The following is a 24,265-nucleotide window of genomic DNA, read 5'->3' on the forward strand; positions in this document are numbered from 1 at the left end:
CCCGCACTACGTGGCGGCGCCGCGGGGGGCCCCGCCCCCCCCCCCCCCCGGCGCGGCGGGGGGGGGGGGCGCCCGGGGGGGGGGGCCGCGCGGGGGGGGGGGGGGGGGCCCCCCCCCCCCCCCCCCCGCGGATCAGCTCGGGCTCGGCCTGGGAGCGTCGGCGTGCCAACTCCCGCACGAGCCGCTCGTGTTCGCGCTCCAGCTCACCTTGCCTGGCCAGCAGCCCAGCACAGGAGGCCTGCAGTTCCCGAAGCCGGACGGTCAGCTGGGGAAGGCCGGCGTTGTCCGAGACGGCCACCAGATCGGCGTCCCCGGGCTGAGGGTGGTGATCCTGCTGGGCCGCACGCAGCCGATGTCCAGCGGTCTGCGCCGTGTGCCGGGCGACGGCGAGGTCTTGGTCCACCTTGGCTCGGTCGGCAGCGGCCGAGTCGATCAGCGCCAGTTGCAGGCGCAGCGCGGTGTCATCGACAGGATGGGCCTTCGCCCGTGCCTGAGCGATGCGGCGGCGCAGCACGTCGTGGTGGGCGGCGTAGGTCTCGGCGGCTTGGACGACCTGCTGGTGGAGGGCATCACGGCGTCGGCTCTGCTCAGCTCGTTCGCGCTGGATCTCGCCACGCCGCCGCCAGGCCCGCAAACGACCCCGTCCGTCGAGTTCGCGTTGCTCCGTGTCCAGAGCGGCAAGAGCGGCTTCGGCGTCGAGCAGGGCTGCCCTCAATTGCTGCTGGCTCTGCTCGCCCTTCCCGATCTCGGCCCGCCACTGCGCCACCTGTTCCAGCAAGGCCCGCTGAGGTGCCCAACTTTCCCAGCGCCTTAGCGCCTCCCGGTGCTGGACGGCAGCCTGCTCACTCCGGGATCGGGCGTCGGCCTCGCCCATTTCGGCCGACTCCAGTTCGGCCGCGAGGCGCTCCACCAGGCGGCCGTGGGCAAGGCGTTCCTTTGCCCGCTCGTACGAGTCGGGATCAAAACCGGCGAGTCGGGCCTCCGTATCGCGCAGTTCAGTCAGCTCGGGTTCGCCTGCCAGGACGGCGAGTTTCTCGGCGACGCCTTCCACCGCTCGCTCGGCTTCCGCCACCTTGGCACGCACCAGCAGGGGCAGCGAGACGCGCGGGTCCTCGGCCACGTGGCGGAGCGCGGGAGAACCGACTCGGACCATCAGACCAGGTGGCAGCGAGGAGCGGTCCTTGAGCACCCCCTCCAATGCGTTGTCAACCGCCACGTTGGTGCCGGAGACCAGCAGGACCCGCTTGCCCCGCAGAGCCAGGTCGCTCAACGCCCTGGTCAGCACAGTCGTCTTACCAGTCCCAGGTGGCCCCCAGACCAACCGCAGGCCTGGCGAGGTGCAGGCCAGGTACGCCTGTGCCTGGCCGTCCTTCAGCACACCGTCGCAGGCCGAGGCATCCGCCGGCGCGACCGCGTCAATCCGGCCGCCGACCAGTCGCTCCGTGAGCCCGTTGACCGGCAGGGCCGCCAACGCCTCGCGCAGCGAGCGAACCAGGAAGTCGGGCGGTCTCCGCACCGCCCACAGCGACATTCCGCTCCGGGGTGCGTGGGTCGCCACCTGAAGTCGCACCCGCTCCGACTCGACCCGCCAGCCGAGTACGGTGAAGGACCGCCCCCGCTGATCGTCCGGCCCGGCCCCAGTGGCCAGCCGCATGTCCTGGAGGTCGTCAGGGTCGATCCGGCTCGCATAGGTGGGCAGTCCGTACCAGCCGTCCTCCAGATAGTGGACGTCCCCGACCTTCGTGTGCCTGGGGGACTCCGCACGGCCACCGGAACGGCCCTCGCCGGCCAGCACCTCGTCCACAGCCCGTACCAGCTGCTCCATCCACTGCGCCAACGCTCCCCCACCTGGCCCATCTGGACACGACAACGCCACGCGCGGAAATCATCCCACGCTGGTCACTCCACGTGTGCGCTTGTTATACAAATCACCGCATGCCACTGCGACGCAGGGGCGAGCACGGGCGCGATCAGCAGTGCGGCCAGAAAATGCCCTGTCCCCTACCTCTGATCGACCGCCACTGGGCCACGGGCACACGGGCCCCTCAGCGACGTGGATCCAGCCGCCGTACATGGCTCGGTCGAGGACCTTCTCGAAGCATGCCAATCTGCCTGATACCCACACGCGTCACACCGGTTCGGATTGAAGCTGCGACCTCGCTGCCACGCCGGCCGGTCCCTCAGCTGTTCACGGAGACCGATCTCGCTGCCGGACGCTGACAGGATGGTGCGAGCCATCTCAACGGCTTCGGGAAAGTCCGTGGTCGTGAATTCGCCGCCGCTCGGCTGGTGGGAAGGTAGCAGCGCGAATACCCACCAGAATGAGAATGAGCACCGCTCACAGGGGGCGTCGTAGGCCAAGACCTCAACTCGTAGCAGCACAGACGGGTGTCCATACGACCTATAGAGGCGTGACCTGGACGATGTGGATCTGCTCGTGTCGTACGACGGTCAGGTACTCGAACATGCCGCCAAGGACGTCGGCTGTCTTGCTCTTGGGGTTCTCACCCCGGTACGAGGTCCCGTCGAGGTAGAAGACTTCCGCAGCTCGAACCAGCTCGTCAGCCTTCCTCTCGACTTCGGCGACGAAGGTCGGCGGCACTTCACCGATCACGTAGCAGTAGGGAGCGCGGCGTGACTCCCCTCCGTACCGGAGGCGCTGAGACGGCCCCCGATGGCTGCGGACAGAGAGTGCGCCGCACCATAGCAGTGGTGGTTCGGAACAGTCGCGCCCCGTCGTCGGCAACACGCTGCGCCGCTTCCACTACAGGGGGTACGTTCGCAATCGCGCGTGCCCCGTGCGTCGTCTCCGAGGAGCCACTGTGGCGAGTCTGCGTTTCAACCCACCCCCGGACTGGCCTCCCGCTCCTGCCGGTTGGACTCCCCCGCCTGACTGGCGGCCTGACCCGTCCTGGCCGGCGCCTCCTGAAGGCTGGCAGTTGTGGATCTCCGAGGCCCCTGGAACACCGGTGGTCGACCGGCCGGTTTCATCGCCGAGCATCGAAGATCGAGGTACCCGCCCCAAGCTGTTCGGCCGACGTCGCGGACGGGAAAGCGACGAGCTGACCCAGTTGCGCGAGTGGATCGCCCGGGCGCAGGGCCCGGAGGCTCTGGAAGCAGCGCAGGCAGTGACCCTCGCCCGGGCCGAGGCCGGGAGCATTCGGGCGGAGGCCGAGGAAGATGCCCGCGAACTTCGTCTCGAGGCCCGGAATGCAGTACGCCGAGAGACCGCCGAGATGCAGGCCGTTCTCAAGGAAGCCGGCAAGGCACGGAAGGAACTGGAGAAGGCGCAGCAGGACCTGTTCGAAGTACAGAATCGTCTGGCCCAGGCCCAGGCGCAGATCGTGGTGACCGAGGAGGCCGCCATGTTGCAGCAGGTCGGGGTGTACAGCTACCACCACCCACTGCAGGACGCGGTCGCCTATCGCACCCGCCTGGACTCCCTGCAAGCAGAGATCAAGCAGATGGTGCGCACGGGGCAGGCGGTGCAGTCCGTCTCGCAGTGGACCGTCAACGGGTCGCAGCGCCAGGGCAAGAAGATGGTGCAGGACTTCTCCAAACTGATGCTGCGCGCCTACAACGCCGAGGCCGACCAAGCGGTGCGTACCATGCGCCCGTACCGCGTCGGCCCGTTGGTCGACCGTCTCTACAAGACCCGCGAGACCATCGCCAAGCTGGGTGCCACCATGCAGATCCGTATCGCGGACGGCTACCACGACGCCCGCGTACGTGAGTTGATGCTGACTGCCGACTATCTGCAGAAGAAGGACGAAGAAAAGGAAGCCCAGCGCGAAGCACGTGCCCGCCAGCGCGAGGAGGAGCGGGCGCAACGCGAGTTCGACCGTGAACGTGAGAAATTGGACAAGGAGCGCAACCACGTCCAGACAGCCCTGCAGCGACTGCGTGAGCGTGGCGACACGCAGGGCGTCCTGGATCTGGAGAGCAGACTCGCCGATATCGAGTCCGCCCTGCGCAACGTAGAGGCCCGGGCGGCGAACATCCGTACCGGCTACGTCTACGTCATCTCCAATGTGGGTGCCTTCGGCGAACACATGGTCAAGATCGGCCTGACCCGCCGACTCGAACCCCTGGACCGCATCTACGAGCTCAGCGGCGCGTCCGTACCGTTCCGCTTCGACGTCCACGCACTCATCTTCAGCGACGACGCCGTCGGGCTGGAGACCAAGCTCCATCAGCACTTCGCGGACCGCCGAGTCAACCAGGTCAATACTCGACGCGAGTTCTTCTACGTCAGCCCCGCAGAAGTCCGGGATGCTCTGCAGGAATACGTCGGACAGCACCTGGTCGAATTCACCGACGTGCCCGAGGCACTTGAGTGGAGAGCCAGCGGTAGCAGGCCGGCTTGAGCAACGAGCCGGTGCGTGACGGCAGCCGGCCGTCGACCGGTTCAACGGGATTCAGCGCACCCCCTCCGTGTAATAGACCTTGCCCCACACTTTGAGCATGAAGACGTCACGCGCCGGGACCACCGAGAACATCTCCGTGTCCATGCCCGCCGAGCCGGTCAGCGAGCTCCGCTCTCGAACCGGCCGCCGCGGGCCGTCCAGCTACATCACCGAGGCTGTCAGGCATCAGCTCGCCATGGACGGACTCGCCGAGATCGTGGCGCCCCACGAGGAGGAGCACGGCGCGCTCACGGAGACAGGAGATCGAAGCCGCTCGCCGCGAGCTGTTCGGGGACGAGAACGCCGAGGGTGTCGAGCGGGGCGCTGCGTGAAGGAGCAGCCGGCCCGCTCGTTGGTGCTGGACTCCGAGGCGCTCTCCCTGCTCCTGCGCAACGACCGGGGGATGGCAGCTCGCATCGAGGCATCCCGGCAGGTGGGGATCCCTGTCATCGTGTCTGCGCTGACCATCGTTGAAGCCGTACAGGGGAAGACCGATCTGGCGCGCTTGAAGTGGGTGCTCTCCCGGCTGCGGGTGGAACCCGTGAGCCAGGAGGATTCCTTGACCGCAGTCGCGCTGCTTCAGGACGCGGGCGGGCACGGGCACAAGTACGCGATCGTCGCCGCCCTCGCGCTCCGCGTCCCGGCCCCCGTGATCGTCCTGACGTCCGACCGGGACGACTGGTCGAAGCTCTGCGGGAAGCGCGTGGTCATCGGCGAGGTGTAGCACCGCCGAACGCACCGAGGCCGACCGAACACCGGGGCGTCCTCCTCCCGGCCGCCACGGGCAATCCGTGCGCTCACTGCGACGGTCCGGCGGCCCCGCTGCATCGCTCTGGCTCGGGTGAACCATCCGACCCGCAGGACAACGTCCCAGAGGCGCGGAACAGTACGCTGAGCCCAGCAGCACCGAGCCCGTCGAGTCCCGAGGAGGTACGCCGATGACCGCCGAGATGGTCGCTCCCGAGTGGATGCACCACCAGATCACCGCGGACGAGTACGACTCCTGGTCCGAGGAGCAGTGTGCGGGCATCGAGATCGTGGACGGGATGGTCGTCGTGAGCCCGAGTGCTTCCAAGCGACACAACCGCCTGGCCCGGATCCTGGCGAACGCCCTCGACGCGGCCGCCGGCCCCGACTGGAACGCCGACACCGACTTCGATGTCCGGTTGCAGGACGTGCCGCTGACCAACCGGCGGCCCGACGTCGTGGTCTACCGGGCCGAGACCATCGACATCACGCCCACCCGTCCGGAGCACGTCCTCCTGGTCGTCGAGGTCGTGTCACCGGGCTCGGAGACCACCGACCGCATCGTGAAGGTGGATCAGTACGCCCAGGCCGGCATCGCCTTCTACTGGCGGATCGAGCAGGCCGTCAACGGCGTCCCTCTCGTCTACACCTACGTCCTCGACCCCGCGAGCCGCTCCTACCGCGACGAGAACGTGTTCACGGGCGCAATCAGGACGGCCTCTCCGTTCGCAGTCGAGATCGACCTCAACGCGATCTGACTCGTCCCCCGGACGACGGCCGGTCGGTCCGCTCCGGGTCGGAGCAACTGGCCCTCCACATTCGTTGGCACCGGTGACACGCCGCGCACCCCACGCTCAGCAGCACCGGCACCCCCGCCGCTCCGCCTCCGCGAACGCCTCGGCGCCCCACTCCCACCAGTCGACGGGGTTGTCGGCGTGCCGCAACAGGTACGGGGAGGTCGCGTGTGCCAGCCGGTTCGCCGTGGCGGCGGTATTTCAGGCGCCCGGCCCGCTGCGGGAAAGGCCTGGCGGGGCGTCGTGTTCGGATGTGAGGAGGAATCGTCGTGGGCGCCGCCGTGGGCACGTGGCTCCCGGCGGCGGCCCCCGACGCCGGGTTCGACGGCCCCTTCGCCCCGCCCGGACCTGCGGGCGCCGCAGCCGTTCGGAAGGCATCCGGAGCAGGACCGCCCGCCCTTCATCCCGCCAGGAAGCTGTCCAGCGCCTTGCTGCGGATGTCCCGTGTCGCCGCCAGTTGGTCCAGCAGCCGCCGCTCATGGGCGTCGAAGCTCGCCATGACCTCGCCGATGGCGCGCTGGGCGTCGAGATCGGGAAGGGCGACGGGCAGCATCCCGAGCACCTCGAGCGAGATGGTCCGCAGAGCCAGACTCCCGGTCGCATGGGTGTCGAGCCACTCCCGCGCTCCGGGGCTGCGCAGGAACGCCGCCAGGTAGTGGGGGTCAACCGTGTCCGGAGGACTGATCACGAAACAGCCGGTGCCGCAGACCCAGCCCCGCTCCTCTTCTCCGACCACGGCGCATCGCCCGAGATCACCCCGGCGGGCGACCACGATGTCCCCGCGGTTCAATCGAAAGCGGTCAAGCCGTTCGGCATGCTGCTCGGAGATGTACTTGATGCCGTCTTCGCTGAAGCCGATGTCCGAGATGTCCTTCGGCATCACCACGGGAATCCCTCCGGCCTCCACGTAGTCCTGGGCCCGGATCAGGCTTCCCGAAGGCCCTGCGAGCAGCCGCACGGGACGGCCGTCGGCCGTCGCCCCGCCGTTCACCACGTCCTTCAGCAGCAGGTTCCGGCACCGGATGCCGTCCTGCGCCAGCTGATCCTGCGCGCCGGCGATCTGCGCCAGTTCCGCTCCGAGCTCCGATGCCTCGCGGTTCCGCCGCTCGAAATCAGCCAGCACGGCGCTCAGGTCGGCGGCCCTGCCCGGCTCACTCTCCGTCCGGAGGTAGGTCCGCGGGTCCAGGTTGCCGGCGTTCTCGATGAGTTCGGCGTAGGAGACCGATCGCGAGAAACCCGGCTCGTCCATCGGCTCCGAGCCTCCGAACCAGCGCCGGAAGCGATCCGAAACGCGGTCGACGTCCTCGCCCGACAGCACCCGGGGGCGCTCCGACGACCGCCTCCCCGCGTTGCGCGCATCGACGAGGAGCACCGAGTCGCTTCGGTGCGCCGGACGGGACCTACCGCCCCGGCCGAGCACCCAGACGTGCACGGCGATGTTGGTGCCCGCGAAGAGGTGCGTCGGCAGGGCGATCACCGCGAGGACCGCGCCCCGGGCGACCATCTCGCGGCGGACCGACGCTTCCGCTCCTCCCGCCCAGGCCGCCCGCGCGGGCATCACGACCGCCGCGGTCCCGCCCTCCTTGAGCTGGGACCAGGCGAGCTGCAACCAGGCGAAGTTGGAACTCGACTCCGGTGGTGCGATGAACCGTTGCTGCCCCCACCCGTCGATCCGCTGGTTGAACGGCGGATTGCTCAGCACCCGGTCGGCGCGGCCCAGGTTCCGGTCCCGCAACAGCGTCGCCGGATCTGCCAGTTCCACCCGGGGCACGCTCACCCCGTGCAGGGCCAGGTTCAACATCGCCGGGCGCACGTTGCTCCGGTCCACCGCGTACGCCTCGAACGCGCTGTCACCGGCGAGCCCCCGTCCAGCCAGGTGTCGGGCGGCAGCCGCGAGCACGCTGCCCGTGCCGCAGGCCGGATCCATGATCCGCTCCCCCGGCCGGGGGTCGGCCAGGCCCACGAGCAGATCGGCGACCCCGCGCGGCGTGTAGAACTCCCCTCCCGGCAATGCCCCTTCCACCGCGTGCCGTTGGAGCAGCAGCTCACAGACGTCGGCCGCCGCGACTTCTCCGAGTCCGGGGCCCCGGTCCAGCGCCGCGACGAAAGCCGTCATCCACGCGGCGTCGTCCGCTCCGCCCCCGAGATCGAGGTCGGCCGACCACGGCAACGGAAAGCCCGGGTGCCGGGCCGCCTCCTGCAAGGCCCCCCGCAGTTCGGCCACCGGGGAGAATCCGGCGGTGGCCTCCGCCGAAGCCCGCTTCCACCGCTTCGCGAAGTCGTTCCCGGGTCGGCCTTCCGCCTCCGCGAAGGCGGCCAGCACCAGGATCGCCAGCATCGCATCGAGGTCACCGGCCGTCCCACGACCACGCCGGTAGGGCGCGTACGCCCGCCACAACCGCTCGGCGACCTCTGCTGCCGGGTCCGCCGCTCCTGCCGTCATCGAATGCCCTCCCTCGAAGCCCTGATCGTCCTACTTCACCTGGCCGATGAAGCACGCCCCGGCGGTGACCGCGATCAACAGGCACAGCCGCAGCGTCGTCCCCGTGTTCTGCATCGCCTTGCCCAGCAGTTCGATGAACGCCTTCATTGTGCTCGACTCCCTGGAAAGTTGTCCTGTGCGCAGTCATTCTGCGCATCTCCATCGGTCTGGTCAGCCGCGAACTGACGCCCCACCAGATCGGAACGGCTCCCAAGCTACCGTCAAATCGCCACCAGCAAGAGGGGCGGCACGGCAGGACGAGGCCCTATCCGGCTCAGTGCGCAGCAACGCTGCGCAGCATCCGCCACAGCAAGCCGCAGCTCCGGCCAGCGATCCGCTCGGCGAAGCCGCGGCGGAAGCGCACCGGTAGGAGACCACCATGTGACGCAGATCACCCGGGGGCTCGCCCCGCACCCGGAGGACCGCACTCGAACGCCGCCTCCATGGCGCGGGCAGGCGCGCAGCGCAGGGGGTCGCCCATGCAACAGAAAGTGTCCTGCACCGCGCCCGTGAAGCCTCCCGAGCCGGCACCACCGAGAAACATCTCCGTGTCCATGCCCGCCGAGCCGGTCAGCGAGCTCCGCTCTCGAACCGGCCGCCGCGGGCCGTCCAGCTACATCACCGAGGCTGTCAGGCATCAGCTCGCCATGGACGGACTCGCCGAGATCGTGGCGTCCCACGAGGAGGAATAGGGCGCGCTCACGAAGCAGGAGATCGAAGCCGCTCGCCGCGAGCTGTTCGGGGACGAGAACGCCGAGGGTGTCGAACGGGGCGCCGCGTGAAGGGGCAACCGGCCCGCTCGCTGGTGCTGGACTCCGAGGCGCTCCCCTGCTCCTGCGCAACGACCGCAGGACGGTGGCTCGCGCCGAGGCGTACCGGGGCAGGCCGGGGTCCCGGTACTCGTGCCCGCGCCGACCACCGTTGAAGCCGTGCGGGGGAGGACCGCTCCAGCGCGCTTGAAGTGGGTGCCCTCCCGGCTGCGAGTGGAACCGGTCCGTGGATCCGCGAGTTCACCGGCGCCGGTGCCGCACCGCCCGTCGTCCGGAGGCCGGGGGCACCCGTGGCACCCGGCCGGCGCCGTCCGTGGCGCGGCGCACGGAGACGTCGACGGGTGCCGGGCCTGCGGAGCGCCCCCGGGTCAGTCGTCCTTGGGGTCCGGCTGCTCGACGAAGTCGATCTTCTTGAAGCGGGCGTTCATCGACTTCAGGAGGAACCAGGTGGCGACGCCGAGGACCGCGAAGACCACGAAGCCGAGGAGACCGGGGGTGACCTTGGCCTCGTCGAGGGCCAGGGCGCTGGCGAGCTGGACGGGGTTCACGGGGGTGCTCATTCCTCCATGGTGACCCGACCTTAGGACGGCCGGGTCACCGGGGGGTGGTACGGGACGGGGCGAAGCGGGACGAAGGGGCTACTTGCGCAGGCCCGCGAACAGGTCGTCCTCCGGCAGGTCGGTGTCGACCAGGGACTTGGCGAGCTCGTAGTCCTCGGTCGGCCAGACCTCGCGCTGGACCTCGATCGGGACGCGGAACCACGGCCCGTCCGGGTCGATCTGGGTGGCGTGCGCGATCAGGGCCTTGTCGCGGACCTCGAAGAAGTCGGCGCACTCGACCCGGGTGGTGATCTCCCGCTCGGCCCGGCCGGACTTCTCCCAGCCCTCGATCCACTCGCCGTACGGGGACTCGTGCCCGTTCTCGCTGAGGTAGGCGTGCAGGGCGCGGATCCGCCCCATCGGGAAGCCGTGGTTGTAGTACAGCTTGGACGGCTGCCAGGGCTCGCCCGCCTCGGGGTAGGCCTCCGGGTCACCGGCGGCGTCGAAGGCCACCATGGTGATCTTGTGGGTCATGATGTGGTCGGGGTGCGGGTAGCCGCCGTTCTCGTCGTACGTGGTGATCACGTGCGGACGGAACTCGCGGATCAGCTTGACCAGGGCCCCGGCCGCGACCTCCACGTCCTCCAGGGCGAAGCACCCCTCGGGCAGCGGGGGCAGCGGGTCGCCCTCCGGGAGGCCGGAGTCGACGTAGCCGAGCCAGGCCTGCTGGACGCCCAGGATCTCCCGGGCGGCGTCCATCTCCTTGCGGCGGACCTCGTGGATGTTCTCCTCGACCCACGGGTCGCCCTGGAGCTTGGGGTTGAGGATCGAGCCGCGCTCGCCCCCCGTGCACGTGGCGACCAGGACCTCCACCCCCTGGGACACGTACATCGCCATGGTGGCGGCGCCCTTGCTGGACTCGTCGTCCGGGTGCGCGTGCACCGCCATCAAACGCAACTGCTCGCTCAACGCCTGGTCCCCTTCAGGTACAGGTATGTCCGGTTCGTCGGGTTCGGCTCCCCCGCCTCCTCCGGCGCGGTCGTGCCCCTCCTATAGTGACGGACTGGAGGGCCCGTCCATTCCCACCGAAGGACGAACGCCGCTCCGCGAAAGGACCGAGCCCGCCATGGACCACAGCCCTACGCCCGAGACGCGCACCGCCGCCGCCGCGGCCCCCCCGGCCCCCCCGGCCGACCGCTACGGCCGGGGCGACGACCGGGCCGCCGACCGCAAGCTGCGGGTGGCCGCGGCGGTGTGCGGGGTGCTGTTCCTCGGGCTGGTCGCCTGGCTGGGCGGTTCGTACCTGCTGCGGGAGACCAGGCTGAACGGTACGGTGCCGACCTTCCAGACGGTGTCGGACACCGAGGTGCAGCTGCAGCTGTCGGTGCGCAAGAGCGACGGCACCGCCGGGGTGTGCACGGTGCGCTCGCAGGGGACGGACGGCGCGGTGGTGGGCCAGTCGGACTTCCGGGTCCCGGCCGCGGGCAGCAGCTACGACGAGGTGGTCACGCTGCGGACCACGGCCCGCGGCACCACCGCGGAGCTGCTCGGCTGCACCCCCGACAAGGAGTAACCCGCCCGTCCGGCGCCTCGCTCACCCTTTCGGAGGGCACCGCCGCACGGGGAGCGCCACGGCCGCCCGCAGACCTCCCGTCCGCGCCCGGAACTTGTTAGGCTCGTGATTTCGCCCCTTCCGCGCCGACCGGCTCGGGAGCGGGCGTTGCTTTGCATCTGCCCAGAAAATCGACCCACCGCCGCCGGACCACCCCCGGGGCGGCGCCAGTACCGACGAGGAGCACCCTGTGACCCAGACCAACGATGACGTGACCTGGCTCACTCAGGACCACTACAACAAGCTCAAGGCCGAGCTTGACCACCTTACGGGGCCCTGGCGCATCGAGATCGCGAAGAAGATCGAGGCCGCGCGCGAGGAGGGCGACCTCAAGGAGAACGCGGGCTACCACGCGGCCAAGGACGAGCAGGGCAAGACCGAGGCCCGGATCCGCCAGCTGACCCAGCTGCTGGAGCGGGCGAAGGTCGGCGAGGCCCCGGCCGACTCCGGCGTGGTGGCCCCGGGGATGCTGGTGACGGTCGCCTTCGACGGCGACGAGGACGACACCATGGAGTTCCTGCTGGCCTCCCGCGAGGTCACCGACGGCGACATCGAGGTGTACTCCCCCCAGTCGCCGCTGGGCCGGGCCATCACCGGCAAGTCGGCGGGCCAGGAGGCCCAGTACGAGCTGCCGAACGGCAAGAAGGCGCGCGTGAAGATCGTCGACGCCAAGCCGTTCTCGGGCTGATCCGCCCGCACGCACGACGACGGCCGCTCCCCCGGGTGGGGGGAGCGGCCGTCGCCGCGTGCCGAGCGGCCGTCGCCGCGTGCCGAGCGGCCCTCAGCCCGCCGCGCGGCGGTACTTGCGCACCGCCAGCCAGGAGAAGACCGCCATGATGACGACCGACCAGACCACCGACACCAGCACGGCGTGCTGCATCGGCCAGGAGTCCGGCACCGGGCCGAGCTGGTTGCCGAACAGGCTGCGGCAGGCCTGCACGGTGGCGGAGAACGGGTTCCAGTAGGCGACCGGCTGCAGCCAGTCGGGCATCGAGCTGACCGGCACGAAGGCGTTGGAGACGAAGGTCAGCGGGAACAGCCAGATCAGGCCGGCCGAGGTGGCCGCCTCGGGGCTGCGCACCGACAGGCCGATCAGCGCGCCGATCCAGGAGAAGGCGTAGCCGAGCAGCAGCAGCAAGCCGAACGCGGCCAGCATGTCCAGCACGCCGTTGTGGATCCGCCAGCCGACCAGCAGCGCGACCAGCGCCAGCACGACCAGGATGAACGCGGTCTGCACCAGGTCGGCCAGGGTGCGCCCGGTGAGCACCGCGGCCCGGGACATCGGCAGCGAGCGGAACCGGTCGACCAGGCCCTTGGTCATGTCCTCCGCGATGCCCGCCGAGGCGCCGGCCACCGCGAAGGTGACGGTCTGGGCGAAGATGCCGGCCATCAGGTACTCGATGTACGTCTGGTGGCTGGGCTGGGCGCCGGGGATCGCGATCGCGCCGCCCATCACGTACGAGAACAGCAGCACGAACATGACCGGCTGCATGAGCCCGAAGACGACGATCTCGGGGATGCGGGTCATCCGGCGCAGGTTCCGCTTGGCGACCACCCAGGAGTCGTGGGCGGTGGCGGCGACGCCGCGGCGCGGGGTGACGGGGGCGCCGCCGATGGCGCCCCGGGTGTCGGCGAGTGTCATCTCAGGCGTCCTTCCCCTGGCCGCGGCGGCCCTTCCCGGTGGCGGCCGCGCCGCCCTCCTCGTCCTCGCCCGTCCCGTTCTCGGCCGCGTGGCCGGTGAGGGAGAGGAAGACGTCGTCCAGGGTCGGGCGGCGCAGGCCGATGTCGTCGATCTCGATGGAGCGGGCGTCCAGTTCGCGGATGGCGTCGGCCAGTACGCGGGCGCCGCCGCTGACCGGGACGGTGATCCGGCGAGTGTTCCTCTCCACCGTCGGGTCGCCCTTGGCGTACGGGGTGAGCGCGGCGACGGCCTCGGGGACGAGGTCGGCGGCGCGGACGACCACCTCGATCCGCTCGCCGCCGATCTGGCGCTTGAGCTCGTCGGCGGTGCCGCGGGCGATCACCTTGCCGTGGTCGACCACCGCGATGTCGTGGGCGAGGCGGTCGGCCTCCTCCAGGTACTGGGTGGTGAGCAGCAGGGTGGTGCCCTGCTCGACCAGGGTCTCGATGACCTCCCAGAGGGCGATCCGGTTGCGCGGGTCGAGGCCGGTGGTGGGTTCGTCGAGGAACATCACCGGGGGCCGGACGACCAGCGCGGCGGCCAGGTCCAGGCGGCGGCGCATGCCGCCCGAGTAGGTCTTGGCGGTGCGGTCCATCGCCTCGGAGAGGTTGAACCACTCCAGCAGCTCCAGGGCCCGCTTCTTCGCGTCGCGGGCGCTCATCTGGTAGAGCTCGCCGACCATCTGGAGGTTCTCGCGGCCGGTGAGGTACTCGTCGACGGCCGCGTACTGGCCGGAGAGGCCGATCAGGCTGCGCACCTTGTTGGGGTGCTTGAGGACGTCGACCCCGGCCACGGTGGCCCGGCCGGAGTCCGGTTGGAGCAGGGTGGTCAGCACCCGGACGGTGGTGGTCTTGCCCGCGCCGTTGGGGCCGAGCAGGCCGAGCACGGTGCCCTCCGGCACGTCCAGGCTCACGCCGTCCAGGGCGCGGACGTCACCGAAGGTCTTGACCAGGTTCTCGGCTTCGATGGCTGCCGCCATGGGCCTGCCTCATCTCCTGATGCGAGTCGTTTTGTGGGGAAATCATCCGATGTGGTACCCGAGCCCACCTGCGGCGAAGCTCGCGATACATCGCAAGATGCTGTCACTCGCGATATATCGCGTCAAGCGCCGCAGGTGAGGCGGGTCACAGCATGCCGGAGACCACTGACAACCCCGCCGCCCCCGGCCCGGCCTCAGCGGCTGACCACGTACCCGGCCTCGCGCAGCTCCCCGATCACCGCCGCGCAGTGCTCGGGCCCCTTGGTCTCCAGGTGCAGGTCCACCTCGACCTCGGTCAGTGCCCGGCTGCGGGTCGACGTTGCCGCCGGAGAGTACCGCCACCACCGGCCCCTCGAACCGGCCCGGCTCGGACAGCAGCGCGGCGATCGGCGCCGCCCCGGCGGGCTCGACCACCAACTTGAGCCGCTCCAGGCCGACCAGCAGCGAGCGGGAGAGCGCGTCCTCGGAGACCGTCACCACCCCGTCCGCCAGCAGCCCGCCGCCGCCGGTGCCGATCAGCACGGTGCGCACCTCGGGGCACTGCTCCAGGACCTCTAGGCCCAGGGTGGCTTGGCCGGTGATCACGTCCCAGTGGTCCGACTGACCGACGACTGCGATACGGAATGAGGGGCCGAGAACGCCCCGCCCGGATCGGCCCGGACGGGGCTCTGACGTGCTGCTACGCGGGGACGAAGAGATCCAGCAGGATCCGGCCGTGCTCCACCACGGCTTCCGGGGTCGGGCGGTCGCGCTTCAACTCCGCCTCGAAGCCGGGAAGGTCGTCCAGCCCATAGGCGGTGGCGAGCAGCTCCGCGCGGCGGATCCGCTGGTGTGCGGGCATCTGCGCCCACGCTTGGAGCTGGGCCCGAAGTGCGTCCTTGCGCTGCTCCCGCTCCCGCTGCTCCGCCATGTCTCGGTTGTACTCCGCGAGGAACGCGCCTCGATCGATGTGCGGAGCGATCAGGGTCCGCCCGTCGGTCGACCGCTCGTAGGCGGCCCAGCTCGCCCGACGCTGCCCGGCAAGCTCGATCCGGATGAGCCTCTGCGGCCCGTCTCCGGGCGCTTGCCGCCTAGATTCGTGCCGGGGCGTACGACGATCAACCGTGGCCTTCGGAGGCCGCCCTCGCGGCACGATTCGAGCGGGCATCCATGACGATCCGCCGTGCCCTCGGAGTTCTTCGAGGCGGAGGGCTGCTTACTACGGCCTGGGGCAAGGGGTGGAAGGTGCTGCCCCGGAACAAGGCATGACGAAGCCCCGCCCACCGAAGATCACCGGCAAGGGCAAGACGGGGCTTCGAGGCGTCCGGCTACCTACTCAGTCGGCCCGTAGGTCTTCGGGTCCTTGTACGGCTCCCCGAGCTTGATGCCCCGATCGGTGTAGAAGTCGAACACCGCTGCCTGACAAATGACACAGACGTCCTTGTCCTCCGGGTCCCACCTGTGTTCCCCGTCTTCGCAGACAGGAATGGGCCTTCCCGCCGTTGCCCGGCGACAGGCACGGCAGTACCAAAGGGCGTCGCGCCGAACCCACGAGTGCGGCGGAGAGCCCGGAGGGTTGCCAAGCTCCGTGTCCGCGCATTCGGGTTTCTTCGTGAGACCCGTATAGGTCTTGCCGGATTCGTGCGTCCACTTGATGTAGCCGTTGACAACCTCTGTGGTCCACCCGGATTCGATCATCCATTGCGGCCGGGGCATGAGCCCTCCCTGTCTAATCGAGCAACCAACCCGCCATTGCTTGCGTGATCGGCGCGCCGGTCAGGGCTTCCTGAAACCCGTACTCCCCGGCAGCGTTGCACTCCAGGAACCACGGTACGCCGTCCGCCGTCTCAGCGAGATCGAACGCCCCGTACGCGAGCCCGGAACGCTGGAGGAAGCGAACAAGGGCTTGCGCAGTCGTGTGGTCGAGCTTGGTCGGCTCGAACCGGCATGCGGCATGGTCCACCCGCCAGTCAAGATCCGGAGACGTGATCCGACAGGCAAACACTTCCTCGCCGACCACGGTCACGCGTAGATCCGCAGCCTTGTCGACCATGCGCTGAAAGGCGGTAGGGCCCGACAAGCGGAGCCGTTCACCTGTCGCAAGCTCACGTGCGGGTGTGAACTCCCCGTATCGTCCAGTGAGTTGCTTCGTCACGGTCCGCCCGGCAGACGCGAAGTCCTGGGCTTCGATCACGTGGGTCGTGATCAGCGTGTCCGGCACCAGCAACCCCAGCTCTTGGGCCAGGCGGAGCTGCACCACCTTCGGGCGAGCGAGATCGACCGCACAGGGCTCGTTCAGCCACCGCGTGATACCGGCGGCGCGGAGGGTCCCCAACACAGCCATGGTGGCTTCGTCGGCAGCCTGGGCCGCTTCTCCCGAGAGGGACGTCGCGCGGGTGGGCTTCCGCCAGAACACGGACGTGGACGGGCTCAGCGGCGTACCGACTGTCAGCCCGTCGGCGCCCCCTCCGATGCGGGCGTGGACAGGGATGCCGTGCCGCAGCTTGCCGGGGTCGAGACGAACGAAGGTGGTACGCCCGAAGTGACGTACCACCATGTCCGCCGCGAGATCGTCATCGGTAGCGATGACCACCACGCGGGTGCGGGTCATCTCAGTCGTCGTCCTTCTTCGATCCGATCGGCGGGGGCCGGTTGGTGATCGTGAAGCCGACCAGAACGTCATTCGGCATGGCCTCAACCAGGGGCGTGCCCCCGGCGGTGACGTTGAGCCCCCGCGCCGGGTCGTAGTAGTGACGCGGCAAGGTGTGTGCGCTCATGTGCGGTACTCCCTTCCTGTTGTCGAAGTGGTGCGGGTGTTGTTCGCCCCGGAGATGCCTCTCACGTGCCTCCGGGACGGACGTACCGTCGAACCTCGATCGCCGCCCCCAGCAACCCCAGAGGTTCGACGTCCGCCCGGGTGCAGCATCGGGCGGAGCCAGGTACCGGTCCGGCCAGGGTGAACCAACCCTGCGCCTGTTTGGGTGCGTAGGAAGTCTAGCCAGACCGGAGTTCAGGGGGTGGTCGATCGCTGAAGTTCCCCCGTTGATCTGGACAGCCCGGCACTGGGACGGTTGAGTCCCGGAGGAAGCAGTCCAGGTGGTGAGTGGCAAGAGCAACATGAACAAGCGGTACCCGGCCGATTTCAAGCGTGATGCCGTGGAGCCGGCGCTGTCGTCCGGGAAGACTGTCACGGAGGTCGCCCGGGATCTCGGGGTCAGCGCGGAGGAACTGGCGCGACTGCGCCGCCAGGTCCGCGAGCTGGAGCAGACCGTGGAGGTCCTGGGGAAAGCGACCGCCTTCTTCGCGAATCGCCGGGCGAAGTAGCCGCACGCTGGGCATCTCCCGGTCCGCCTACTACGCGCATGTGGCCGCGCGGCCCGCCCGCCGCCGACGCGACCGGGACGAGGAGGCGCTGGTGTGGGAGATCCGGGTGCTGCGCACGGGGTCGCGCGGTGCCTACGGCGCTCCCCGGATCCACGCTGCCTTGGTCCGGGCCGGGCGTGTGGTCGACATCAAGCGGGTCGAGCGGCCGATGCGCGTAAACGGCATCGCGGGGATCACCCGGCGCTGACGGCGTGGGCTGACCCGCCAGGCGAAGCGGGCGGTGTTCGCCGCGGGTCTCATCGGCCGGGACTTCACCGCACTGAGGCCCGGGATGCGCCTGGTCGGCGACATGACCGAACTCGTCACACTGGAAGGGAAGGTGCCTCTGACGACCTGCATCGATCTGGCCACGCGCGAGGTGGTCGGCCGGGCGATGGCGGACCACCACCGCGCCGAGCTGTCGGTGACGGCATTGCGGATGGCGGCCGGGCGCGGGCAGTTGGAGGAGGGCTGCATCATGCACGCCGATCGTGGCAGCGAGTACGCCTTCACCGAATTCCGCTGCGAAATACGGGCGTTGGGAATGCGCCAGTCGGTGGGGCGCGTCCGCTCCTGCGAGGATAACGCCGCAGCGGAGAGTTGGTTCGCCCTGCTCAAGGCCGAGGTCGGCACGAGCGTGTGGGCCACCCGGGCCGAGGTCCGCGCCGACGTCTTCCGCTTCATCGAAGTCGAATACAACCGCACCAGGCTCCACAAGCACCTCGAGCTCGGGCACCTCACCCCACTCGAAACCAGGGCCCGACTGCAGCACGACTTCACCGCCGCAGCGCAGAAACCCGCTGTCCACGATCAGGGGGGAACTTCACCGCAGGTTCTCGCACTTGAGGTGGACGGGCGTCCCGGCCACCGCGGAGAGGTGGCGGCTGGTCTGCATGGGGGTGACCCGGGCCACCCCGGCCAGCATCTTCTGCGCGCCCCGGACGTCGTCCACCGTGATCGGCCACCTGTGCATGGCGGCAAGCCTAGGGCGGAGTGGTTCCGGTGTTCGCCCGGCGCGCGTACGCTGCTGGTCACGAGTCGCCCGCACCCCCTCGTGAGCCGCGATGAGCCTGCCTGCGCCCGATCCCTCCGCCGACCCCGAAGGCCTCGATCCCGGCCTCGATCCCGGCCGTCAACTCGCCTACCAGGTCGCGGTGTTCGCGCGGCGGATCAGCGTCGCCGGGGAGCTCGACCGGGCCGCGTTCCTGCTGCTGGAGCAGTTGGCCGCCACCGGCCCGGCCAACGTGAAGACGCTGGCCGCGGAGCTCGGGGTGGACTCCTCGACGGTGACCCGGCAGGCCGCGCCGCTGCTGCGCGAGCGGCTGGTGGCGCGGCTGCCGTACCCGGCGGACCGGCGGGCGGTGCGGCTGGCGCTGACGCCGCTGGGGGTCGGGCGGCTGGCCCGGGTCCGCCGACGGCGGCGGGAGTTGATCGACGAGCTGACCGCGGGGTGGACGCCCGGGGAGCGGGCGGTGTTCTGCGCGCTGCTGGCCCGGTTCAACGACGGTCTGCTGGACCGTCGTTGAACCGGCGGCGGGCGACGGCCGGTCAGCCCAGCGCCTGCTCCAGGTCGGCGAGCAGGTCGGTGGCGGACTCGATGCCGACCGAGATCCGCACCAGGTCGGCGGGCACCTCCAGCGGGGAGCCGGCCGCGGAGGCGTGGGTCATCCGCCCGGGGTGCTCGATCAGCGACTCGACGCCGCCCAACGACTCGCCCAGGGTGAAGAGTTCGGCCCGGTTGCAGACCTCGACGGCGGCCTGCTCACCGCCCGCGACGCGGAAGGACACCATGCCGCCGAAGGCCTTCATCTGCTTGGCGGCGACGTCGTGCCCGGGGTGGGTGGGCAGGCCCGGGTAGAGCACCCGCGTCACCTTCGGGTGGTTCGACAGCAGTTCGGCGACCTTCTCGGCGTTCTCCGAGTGCCGGTCCATCCGGACGCCGAGCGTCTTGATGCCGCGCAGCACCAGCCAGGCGTCGAACGGCCCGGCCACCGCGCCCATCGCGTTCTGGTGGTAGGCGACCTCCTCGGCCAGGCCGGGGTCGGCGACCACCAGGGCACCGCCGACCACGTCGGAGTGCCCGCCCATGTACTTGGTGGTGGAGTGCACCACCACGTCGGCGCCGAAGGAGATCGGCTGCTGCAGGTAGGGGCTGGCGAAGGTGTTGTCGACGACCAGCTTCGCCCCGGCGGCGTGCGCGATCTCGGCGACGGCGGCGAGGTCGGTGATGCCCAGCAGCGGGTTGGAGGGGGTCTCCACCCACACCGCGCGGGTGGTCGGGCGGATCGCCTCGCGGACCTTCTCGGGGTGGTGGGTGTCGGCGACGGAGAACTCGACGCCCCAGCGGGTCAGCACCTTGGCGAACAGCCGGAAGGTGCCGCCGTACGCGTCGTTCGGGATGACGATGTGGTCGCCGGGCTTGAGCAGGGTGCGCAGCAGGGTGTCCTCGGCGGCCAGCCCGGAGGCGAAGGCGAGGCCGCGCGCGCCGCCCTCGATCGCGGCCAGGCACTCCTCCAGCGCGGTGCGGGTGGGGTTGGCGGAGCGGCTGTACTCGTAGCCCTCGCGCAGTCCGCCGACGCCGTCCTGCTTGTAGGTGGACACCTGGTAGATCGGCGTCACGACTGCCCCGGTCCGGGGGTCCGCTTCCTGGCCCGCGTGGATGGCGAGGGTCTCGAAGCCGTGGGAAAGCTGGTGCTCGGTCATGCAGCCGAGCCTAGTGCGGCGGAGGTGGCCCCGGTGGCCCGCGGGGCGGCGTTTCCGTGACCTGAAAGGCCTCGCTGTCGAACAGGTCGCACCAGTACGATCAGCCGTCCCGTACACATGATCGACGCAGGGGGAACCCGGAATGTCCACGGAGCGCACCGGCATGCGCACCTCCACCCGGGCGCTGGTCGCCGTCGCCCTGCTGGCCGGGTTCTACCTGCTCGCGGCGGCCCTCGTGGTCGGCCTGGTCTGGCTGAACGTCGAACTGGTCGTCAACTCCGACCGCTTCCACAGCGGCATGGTCAAGCTGTGGCTGCTGAGCGCCGCCATCGCCTACCCGGTGCTGCGGGTGGTGTTCCTGACCCGCCGGCCGCGCTCCGACCACCGCGAGGGGCTGGTGCTGAGCCGCGAGCAGCAGCCCGAGCTGTGGGCCCGGGTCGACCGGATCACCGAGGCCACCGGCGTCCGCGGCCCCGCCGAGATCCGCCTGGTCTCGGACGTCAACGCGTACGTCTCCGAGGAGACCCGGCTGCTCGGCCTCGTCCCCGGCCCGCGCCGCCTCGCGGTCGGCGCCCCGCTGCTGATGGGCCTCAGCGAGGCCGAGCTGGACTCGGTGCTCGCCCACGAGTTCGGCCACTACGCCAACAACGACGTCCGCCTCGGCGCCCTCACCGTGGCCGGCCACAACGCCCTGGTGCACTCCATCGCCACCCTGCACCACCGCGCCGACCTGCACCAGGCCCAGAAGGCCGCCGAGATCGCCGAGGACAACGCCTACCGGGCCGCCAAGGGCCGCGGCGCCCGCGACGAGGACCCGGGCAACGGCGGCGTCGAACGCGTCCTGGCCAAGCTGTTCACCCAGTACGCCAAGCTGTACTTCCGGGTCACCGAATCGGTGCGCCGCCAGCAGGAGTTCGCCGCCGACCGGCACGCCGCCGAGATCGCCGGCCGGGACGCCACCGCCGCCGCGCTGCGCCGCATCCCGGCGCTCGGCGCCGCCCAGGGCTTCTACCTGGACCGCTACGCCACCATGGGCTGGTCGGTCGGCCTGCTGCCGGTGCCCGGCCAGTTCTACGGCGGCCTGGCGCACCTGCTGGCCGACCCGAAGCGGCGCGAGGAGCTCGCGAGGATGGGCCTCGACCTGCCCGAGGAGGAGTCCGGCCCGTACGACTCGCACCCGCCGATCCGGCAGCGGGTCGCCGCGGTCGAGGCGCTGCCCGACACCTCCGGCCTGCCGGGCCTGGGCTCGGAGCGGCCCGCGCTGGGCCTGCTGCGCGACGCCGACCGCCTGCTCGCCGAGCTGGAGACGCTCGAACTCGTCCCCGAGGCGGCCGCCAAGCGCCGCGTCGACTGGCCGGACCTGGTCCACGAGACCCTGCTGGCGCACGCCCGCGAGCAGGCCCAGCCGGTCCTGCGGGCGCTGACCGGCATCGGCCTGCACGGCACCGTGGAGGCCATGCTGGACGCCCTGGAGGCGGGCCGCGGCGCGGAGGTCGCCGCGAAGCTGCCGCAGAGCGAGCAGGCCGCGCAGGCCACCGGCCGGGCCGCCCGGGAGTTCCACCGCGGCCTGCTGCGCGAGGCGCTGGAGGCGCTGACCGTCCTGGCCCTGACCACCGACCGGCGCGCCCACTGGGAGCTGTCCTGGAGCCGCCCGGCCGCCCTGGTGCTGCCCGGCGACGCCGCCGACCGGCTGCCCGCCGCGCTGGACGCCGCGGTCGCCGCCGAACCCGACACCGCCCCGCTGCGCACCCTGCTCGCCGAGACCGCGGCCCCCGTGCCCGCCTCGTCCTGACGGACCCGCCACACCCCCTGGAGAACCACCCCCGATGGCCCGACTGATCGTCATCATCCCGCTCGTCCTGCTGCTGGCCTGGAAGGTGCTCAGCTGGTGGGCGAAGGCCAAGTCCGCCCGCGTGGAGAAGCTGCGCGGCGAGGTGCGGCACCGCACCGAGGAGCGGCGCGCCGAGCTCGAACGGGAGTTGTCCACCAAGCACGGCCTGGTCCCGCGCGAGGAGCTGGTGGTCGTGCGGACCCCCGAGGTCCCGGGGCTGGACGCCGCGCTGGCCGCCGCCACCGCCGGTGACTGGCGCCCGGCCGCCGACCTGCTGGCCGCCGCGGCCGGCGACCACGACCTGCGCACGCGCCTGGTCGGCCCGCTGGGCGAGAACGCCGCCGAGGACGACGCCTGGCTGAAGGCCTGGCGCACCGAGCGGCCGGACGACCCGGACGCCGCGGTGGTCACCGTGGAGGCCCTGGTCCAGCTGGCCTGGAACATCCGCAGCTCCCGGCAGGCCAGCGAGGTCAGCCAGGAGCAGTTCCAGGCCTTCCACCGGGTCCTGGGCGAGGCCGAGCAGGCCGCGAAGGAGGCCGAGCGCCTGGCGGCGGCGGACGACCCGTTGCCGTTCTACGTCCAGCAGCCGATCGCGATGGGCCTGGGCTGGGAGAACGCCCGCTACGTGGCCCTGTGGGCGGAGCTCACCGCCCGCGACCCGCTGCACGTCGGCGGCCACCTGCGGGCCCTGCAGTACTGGTGCGCGAAGTGGCACGGCAGCCACGAGCTGATGCACGCCTTCGCGGACGCGGCGGTGGCGGGCGCGCCGGTCGGCTCGCTGATGACCCTGGTCAAGCTCCAGGCCTGGGACGAGCAGTTCCGCGGCGTCGAGGACCGGCGCGCCGCCTACGGCGCCCCCGAGGTACTGGCCTCCGTCGAGGCCGCGGAGGCCGACCTGGCCGCCGCCGAGGCCGACCTGGCCGCCGCCGAGGCGGACCCGGCCGCCGCCGAGGCGATGGCCCCCCGGATCCGGGGCCTGCACGGCTGGCTCGCCCAGTTCCACACCCGGGCCGGCCGCGGCGCGGAGGCGATGCCGCACTTCCGGGCGCTCGGCCCGTACGTCCCGGGCCCGTGGACGAGCTACGGCGACCCGGTGCACGTCATCCAGCTGGACCGCGTCACCGCCGCCGCCCAGCTCGCGGGCGCCACCGACTGACCGTCCCGCGTCGCGCCCGCCCGGCCCGGTGCCGAGGATGGAAGGGTCAGCCGCGCCCCGTCGCCGAGCCCGGCGGCGGGGCGCGGGTCGTTCTCGGCCGGAGGTGAACGGTGATGGCCGGGTTGGTGCGGATGAGTCTGGACGAACCGGAGGAGGTCCGCCCGTTCGAGGGCGGCAAGGGGCAGCTGGCCCTGGTGAACCTGGCGGCCGGCGGCGTCGGCCGCGCGGTGTTCGAGCCGGGCTGGCGCTGGTCGGAGCACGTGGGGCCGATCGCCGGCACGGACAGCTGCCAGGCCTCGCACGCCGGGTACGTGATCTCCGGCCGGCTGCGGGTGGAGATGGACGACGGCGAGGCCGCAGAGTTCGGCGAGGGCGACTTCATGCTCTGCCCGCCCGGCCACGACGCCTGGGTGGTCGGCGACGCGCCCTGCGTGGTGCTCGACTGGCAGGGCTACGCCGACTACGCGAAGCCGAAGGGCTGAGCCCGGCCGGGCCCGCTCAGCCGCGTCGCACCTCGTGCAGGAAGCAGCCGAACTCGACGGCCCGCACGTGCAGCACCGCGGTCGCCGGGTCGGCCAGCAACTCGGCCGCGATCGACGGGAGTTCGTCCGGTGCGCCGAGCTTCCCGCCGAGGATCAGGCCGTCCGCGGAGTAGGCCCGCAGCACCCGCGGCCCGCGGTGGAAGCCCTCCGGCCAGCCGCCGGGGTGCCCCGCGCACGGCCCGGCGTGCACGAACACCGGCCCGGTCTCCAGGTAGGGCCCGGGGTCGCAGCCGGTCTCGGCGGCCCAGCGCAGCAGCGGCGCGTACGACAGCAGGACGATCCGCTCGCCGGGCCTGGCCCTGGTCAGGCAGCAGCGCAGCGGCTGGTCGCCCAGCCCGGCGTCGAAAGCCTCCCGGGTCCGCCCGGCGTCGTCGACCCGGCGCAGTTCGGCGAGCACCGGGCCGGGCACCGCCCGGACGTCCAGCGCGGTGACGGTGGCGGTGGCAGCAGTGTTCTCCATGCCCCCAGCCTGCGCCGGGGCGCCCGGCCGGTCCGGCGGCTTCCGGACGTCGCGCTGCGCGGCGCCCCACGGCCCCGGGGGGGGGGGGGGGGGGGGGGGGGGGGGGCGGGGGGGGGGGGGGGGGGGCGGCGGGGGGGGGGGTGCGGGGGGGGGGGGGGGCCGGGGCCCGGCGTCGGTGCGCGCGCTGCGCACAGGCGCCGGATTCCGTGGAGAAGCGGTGG

General features: G+C 71.2%; 24 protein-coding genes and 5 pseudogenes. 14 read left to right on the forward strand and 15 right to left on the reverse strand.

The window, feature by feature from the left end:
- Positions 1-1,837 (reverse strand): AAA domain-containing protein (locus ACFY00_RS29915; protein ID WP_388035050.1); only part of this gene is annotated, 1,837 nt, incomplete at its 3' end.
- Positions 1,838-2,401: 564 nt separating this feature from the next.
- Positions 2,402-2,614 carry a hypothetical protein gene (locus tag ACFY00_RS29920; protein WP_388035053.1) on the reverse strand — a complete coding sequence of 71 codons (213 nt, stop codon included), beginning with the start codon at positions 2,612-2,614 and terminating at the stop codon, positions 2,402-2,404.
- 325 nt (positions 2,615-2,939) lie between these two features.
- Between ACFY00_RS29920 and ACFY00_RS29925 the strand changes: the two genes are divergently transcribed.
- The 3 genes from ACFY00_RS29925 to ACFY00_RS29935 all read left to right on the forward strand — a co-directional run bounded on the left by ACFY00_RS29925 (position 2,940) and on the right by ACFY00_RS29935 (position 5,911).
- Entirely contained in the window at positions 2,940-4,367 is a 1,428-nt protein-coding gene (locus tag ACFY00_RS29925) for a DUF4041 domain-containing protein (RefSeq protein ID WP_388035056.1), read from the forward strand.
- A 367-nt stretch (positions 4,368-4,734) separates the two neighbouring features.
- Entirely contained in the window at positions 4,735-5,130 is a 396-nt protein-coding gene (locus tag ACFY00_RS29930; protein ID WP_388035113.1) for a DNA-binding protein, read from the forward strand.
- A gap of 214 nt (positions 5,131-5,344) precedes the next feature.
- Positions 5,345-5,911: a Uma2 family endonuclease gene (locus ACFY00_RS29935; RefSeq protein ID WP_388035059.1), complete on the forward strand. Its 567-nt coding sequence runs from the start codon at positions 5,345-5,347 to the stop codon at positions 5,909-5,911.
- Positions 5,912-5,948: 37 nt separating this feature from the next.
- Here ACFY00_RS29935 and ACFY00_RS29940 read toward each other — a convergent pair.
- Together ACFY00_RS29940 and ACFY00_RS29945 are read right to left on the reverse strand one after the other, a co-directional pair.
- Positions 5,949-6,124: pseudogene (locus tag ACFY00_RS29940) on the reverse strand (DUF255 domain-containing protein); the annotation flags it as partial.
- A 223-nt stretch (positions 6,125-6,347) separates the two neighbouring features.
- Positions 6,348-8,390 carry an N-6 DNA methylase gene (locus tag ACFY00_RS29945; RefSeq protein ID WP_388035062.1) on the reverse strand — a complete coding sequence of 681 codons (2,043 nt, stop codon included), beginning with the start codon at positions 8,388-8,390 and terminating at the stop codon, positions 6,348-6,350.
- Between the two features lie 593 nt (positions 8,391-8,983).
- On the opposite strand from ACFY00_RS29945, the pseudogene ACFY00_RS29950 reads away from it, so the two are divergent.
- A pseudogene (locus tag ACFY00_RS29950) lies at positions 8,984-9,211 on the forward strand (hypothetical protein).
- Positions 9,212-9,567: 356 nt separating this feature from the next.
- Here ACFY00_RS29950 and ACFY00_RS29955 read toward each other — a convergent pair.
- Entirely contained in the window at positions 9,568-9,759 is a 192-nt protein-coding gene (locus tag ACFY00_RS29955) for a hypothetical protein (RefSeq protein ID WP_388035064.1), read from the reverse strand.
- 78 nt (positions 9,760-9,837) lie between these two features.
- The gene (mca, locus tag ACFY00_RS29960) at positions 9,838-10,707 is read right to left on the reverse strand and encodes a mycothiol conjugate amidase Mca (protein ID WP_388035067.1); all 870 of its coding nucleotides are present in this window, start codon (positions 10,705-10,707) and stop codon (positions 9,838-9,840) included.
- 157 nt (positions 10,708-10,864) lie between these two features.
- Between mca and ACFY00_RS29965 the strand changes: the two genes are divergently transcribed.
- Positions 10,865-11,311 carry a DUF4307 domain-containing protein gene (locus tag ACFY00_RS29965; protein WP_388035069.1) on the forward strand — a complete coding sequence of 149 codons (447 nt, stop codon included), beginning with the start codon at positions 10,865-10,867 and terminating at the stop codon, positions 11,309-11,311.
- 229 nt (positions 11,312-11,540) lie between these two features.
- The gene (gene greA / locus ACFY00_RS29970) at positions 11,541-12,038 is read left to right on the forward strand and encodes a transcription elongation factor GreA (RefSeq protein WP_388035072.1); all 498 of its coding nucleotides are present in this window, start codon (positions 11,541-11,543) and stop codon (positions 12,036-12,038) included.
- Positions 12,039-12,131: 93 nt separating this feature from the next.
- Here the strand turns inward: greA and ACFY00_RS29975 are convergent, their stop codons facing one another.
- The 4 genes and pseudogenes from ACFY00_RS29975 to ACFY00_RS29990 form a co-directional block, all read right to left on the reverse strand.
- Complete coding sequence (locus ACFY00_RS29975) at positions 12,132-12,992, reverse strand: ABC transporter permease (RefSeq protein ID WP_388035075.1); 861 nt, start codon at positions 12,990-12,992, stop codon at positions 12,132-12,134.
- Between the two features lies 1 nt (position 12,993).
- Complete coding sequence (locus ACFY00_RS29980) at positions 12,994-14,010, reverse strand: ATP-binding cassette domain-containing protein (RefSeq protein WP_388035078.1); 1,017 nt, start codon at positions 14,008-14,010, stop codon at positions 12,994-12,996.
- 194 nt (positions 14,011-14,204) lie between these two features.
- Positions 14,205-14,607, reverse strand: a pseudogene (locus ACFY00_RS29985) (hypothetical protein); the annotation flags it as partial.
- An 82-nt stretch (positions 14,608-14,689) separates the two neighbouring features.
- On the reverse strand, positions 14,690-14,920 hold the full coding sequence (locus ACFY00_RS29990; protein WP_388035081.1) for a hypothetical protein: 231 nt from the start codon (positions 14,918-14,920) through the stop codon (positions 14,690-14,692).
- Positions 14,921-15,084: 164 nt separating this feature from the next.
- On the opposite strand from ACFY00_RS29990, the gene ACFY00_RS29995 reads away from it, so the two are divergent.
- Positions 15,085-15,258, forward strand: coding sequence for a GntR family transcriptional regulator (locus ACFY00_RS29995; protein WP_388035116.1), 174 nt, complete (start codon positions 15,085-15,087; stop codon positions 15,256-15,258).
- Positions 15,259-15,718: 460 nt separating this feature from the next.
- Here the strand turns inward: ACFY00_RS29995 and ACFY00_RS30000 are convergent, their stop codons facing one another.
- A complete protein-coding gene (locus ACFY00_RS30000; RefSeq protein ID WP_388035084.1) occupies positions 15,719-16,600 on the reverse strand; it encodes a hypothetical protein in 882 nt (293 codons plus the stop codon).
- A 1-nt stretch (position 16,601) separates the two neighbouring features.
- Complete coding sequence (locus ACFY00_RS30005) at positions 16,602-16,766, reverse strand: hypothetical protein (RefSeq protein ID WP_388035087.1); 165 nt, start codon at positions 16,764-16,766, stop codon at positions 16,602-16,604.
- A gap of 319 nt (positions 16,767-17,085) precedes the next feature.
- Here ACFY00_RS30005 and ACFY00_RS30010 point away from each other — a divergent pair, with 319 nt between their 5' ends.
- The 3 genes and pseudogenes from ACFY00_RS30010 to ACFY00_RS30020 form a co-directional block, all read left to right on the forward strand.
- Entirely contained in the window at positions 17,086-17,313 is a 228-nt protein-coding gene (locus ACFY00_RS30010; protein WP_388035090.1) for a transposase, read from the forward strand.
- A 40-nt stretch (positions 17,314-17,353) separates the two neighbouring features.
- Positions 17,354-17,560, forward strand: a complete 207-nt coding sequence (locus tag ACFY00_RS30015; protein WP_388035092.1) for an IS3 family transposase — start codon at positions 17,354-17,356, stop codon at positions 17,558-17,560.
- 84 nt (positions 17,561-17,644) lie between these two features.
- Positions 17,645-17,917 (forward strand): annotated as a pseudogene (locus ACFY00_RS30020) (DDE-type integrase/transposase/recombinase); the annotation flags it as partial.
- Positions 17,918-18,178: 261 nt separating this feature from the next.
- On the opposite strand, the pseudogene ACFY00_RS30025 reads toward ACFY00_RS30020, so the two are convergent.
- A pseudogene (locus ACFY00_RS30025) lies at positions 18,179-18,325 on the reverse strand (threonine ammonia-lyase); the annotation flags it as partial.
- A gap of 91 nt (positions 18,326-18,416) precedes the next feature.
- Here ACFY00_RS30025 and ACFY00_RS30030 point away from each other — a divergent pair.
- The gene (locus tag ACFY00_RS30030; RefSeq protein WP_388035095.1) at positions 18,417-18,878 is read left to right on the forward strand and encodes a MarR family winged helix-turn-helix transcriptional regulator; all 462 of its coding nucleotides are present in this window, start codon (positions 18,417-18,419) and stop codon (positions 18,876-18,878) included.
- 22 nt (positions 18,879-18,900) lie between these two features.
- Here the strand turns inward: ACFY00_RS30030 and ACFY00_RS30035 are convergent, their stop codons facing one another.
- Positions 18,901-20,055, reverse strand: a complete 1,155-nt coding sequence (locus ACFY00_RS30035) for a cystathionine gamma-synthase (protein ID WP_388035097.1) — start codon at positions 20,053-20,055, stop codon at positions 18,901-18,903.
- 142 nt (positions 20,056-20,197) lie between these two features.
- Here ACFY00_RS30035 and ACFY00_RS30040 point away from each other — a divergent pair, with 142 nt between their 5' ends.
- From ACFY00_RS30040 to ACFY00_RS30050, 3 genes are all read left to right on the forward strand, one after another.
- Positions 20,198-21,847, forward strand: a complete 1,650-nt coding sequence (locus ACFY00_RS30040) for a M48 family metalloprotease (RefSeq protein ID WP_388035100.1) — start codon at positions 20,198-20,200, stop codon at positions 21,845-21,847.
- A 34-nt stretch (positions 21,848-21,881) separates the two neighbouring features.
- The gene (locus ACFY00_RS30045; protein WP_388035102.1) at positions 21,882-23,042 is read left to right on the forward strand and encodes a hypothetical protein; all 1,161 of its coding nucleotides are present in this window, start codon (positions 21,882-21,884) and stop codon (positions 23,040-23,042) included.
- A gap of 113 nt (positions 23,043-23,155) precedes the next feature.
- Entirely contained in the window at positions 23,156-23,524 is a 369-nt protein-coding gene (locus ACFY00_RS30050) for a cupin domain-containing protein (protein ID WP_388035105.1), read from the forward strand.
- 16 nt (positions 23,525-23,540) lie between these two features.
- Here the strand turns inward: ACFY00_RS30050 and ACFY00_RS30055 are convergent, their stop codons facing one another.
- Positions 23,541-24,044 carry a DUF1203 domain-containing protein gene (locus ACFY00_RS30055; RefSeq protein ID WP_388035108.1) on the reverse strand — a complete coding sequence of 168 codons (504 nt, stop codon included), beginning with the start codon at positions 24,042-24,044 and terminating at the stop codon, positions 23,541-23,543.
- Positions 24,045-24,265 lie beyond the last annotated feature (221 nt).

Origin of the sequence: Kitasatospora sp. NPDC001540 (assembly GCF_042894345.1) — a bacterium.
GTDB lineage: Bacteria > Actinomycetota > Actinomycetes > Streptomycetales > Streptomycetaceae > Kitasatospora > Kitasatospora phosalacinea_C.

Coding starts and splice junctions, on each gene's coding strand:
- ACFY00_RS29935 (WP_388035059.1), top strand. CDS start 5,345: ATGACCGCCGAGATGGTCGCTCCCGAGTGGATGCACCACCAGATCACC.
- ACFY00_RS29945 (WP_388035062.1), bottom strand. CDS start 8,390: ATGACGGCAGGAGCGGCGGACCCGGCAGCAGAGGTCGCCGAGCGGTTG.
- ACFY00_RS29955 (WP_388035064.1), bottom strand. CDS start 9,759: ATGAGCACCCCCGTGAACCCCGTCCAGCTCGCCAGCGCCCTGGCCCTC.
- ACFY00_RS29965 (WP_388035069.1), top strand. CDS start 10,865: ATGGACCACAGCCCTACGCCCGAGACGCGCACCGCCGCCGCCGCGGCC.
- ACFY00_RS29975 (WP_388035075.1), bottom strand. CDS start 12,992: ATGACACTCGCCGACACCCGGGGCGCCATCGGCGGCGCCCCCGTCACC.
- ACFY00_RS29980 (WP_388035078.1), bottom strand. CDS start 14,010: ATGGCGGCAGCCATCGAAGCCGAGAACCTGGTCAAGACCTTCGGTGAC.
- ACFY00_RS29990 (WP_388035081.1), bottom strand. CDS start 14,920: ATGGCGGAGCAGCGGGAGCGGGAGCAGCGCAAGGACGCACTTCGGGCC.
- ACFY00_RS30000 (WP_388035084.1), bottom strand. CDS start 16,600: ATGACCCGCACCCGCGTGGTGGTCATCGCTACCGATGACGATCTCGCG.
- ACFY00_RS30005 (WP_388035087.1), bottom strand. CDS start 16,766: ATGAGCGCACACACCTTGCCGCGTCACTACTACGACCCGGCGCGGGGG.
- ACFY00_RS30030 (WP_388035095.1), top strand. CDS start 18,417: ATGAGCCTGCCTGCGCCCGATCCCTCCGCCGACCCCGAAGGCCTCGAT.
- ACFY00_RS30035 (WP_388035097.1), bottom strand. CDS start 20,055: ATGACCGAGCACCAGCTTTCCCACGGCTTCGAGACCCTCGCCATCCAC.
- ACFY00_RS30040 (WP_388035100.1), top strand. CDS start 20,198: ATGTCCACGGAGCGCACCGGCATGCGCACCTCCACCCGGGCGCTGGTC.
- ACFY00_RS30045 (WP_388035102.1), top strand. CDS start 21,882: ATGGCCCGACTGATCGTCATCATCCCGCTCGTCCTGCTGCTGGCCTGG.
- ACFY00_RS30050 (WP_388035105.1), top strand. CDS start 23,156: ATGGCCGGGTTGGTGCGGATGAGTCTGGACGAACCGGAGGAGGTCCGC.
- ACFY00_RS30055 (WP_388035108.1), bottom strand. CDS start 24,044: ATGGAGAACACTGCTGCCACCGCCACCGTCACCGCGCTGGACGTCCGG.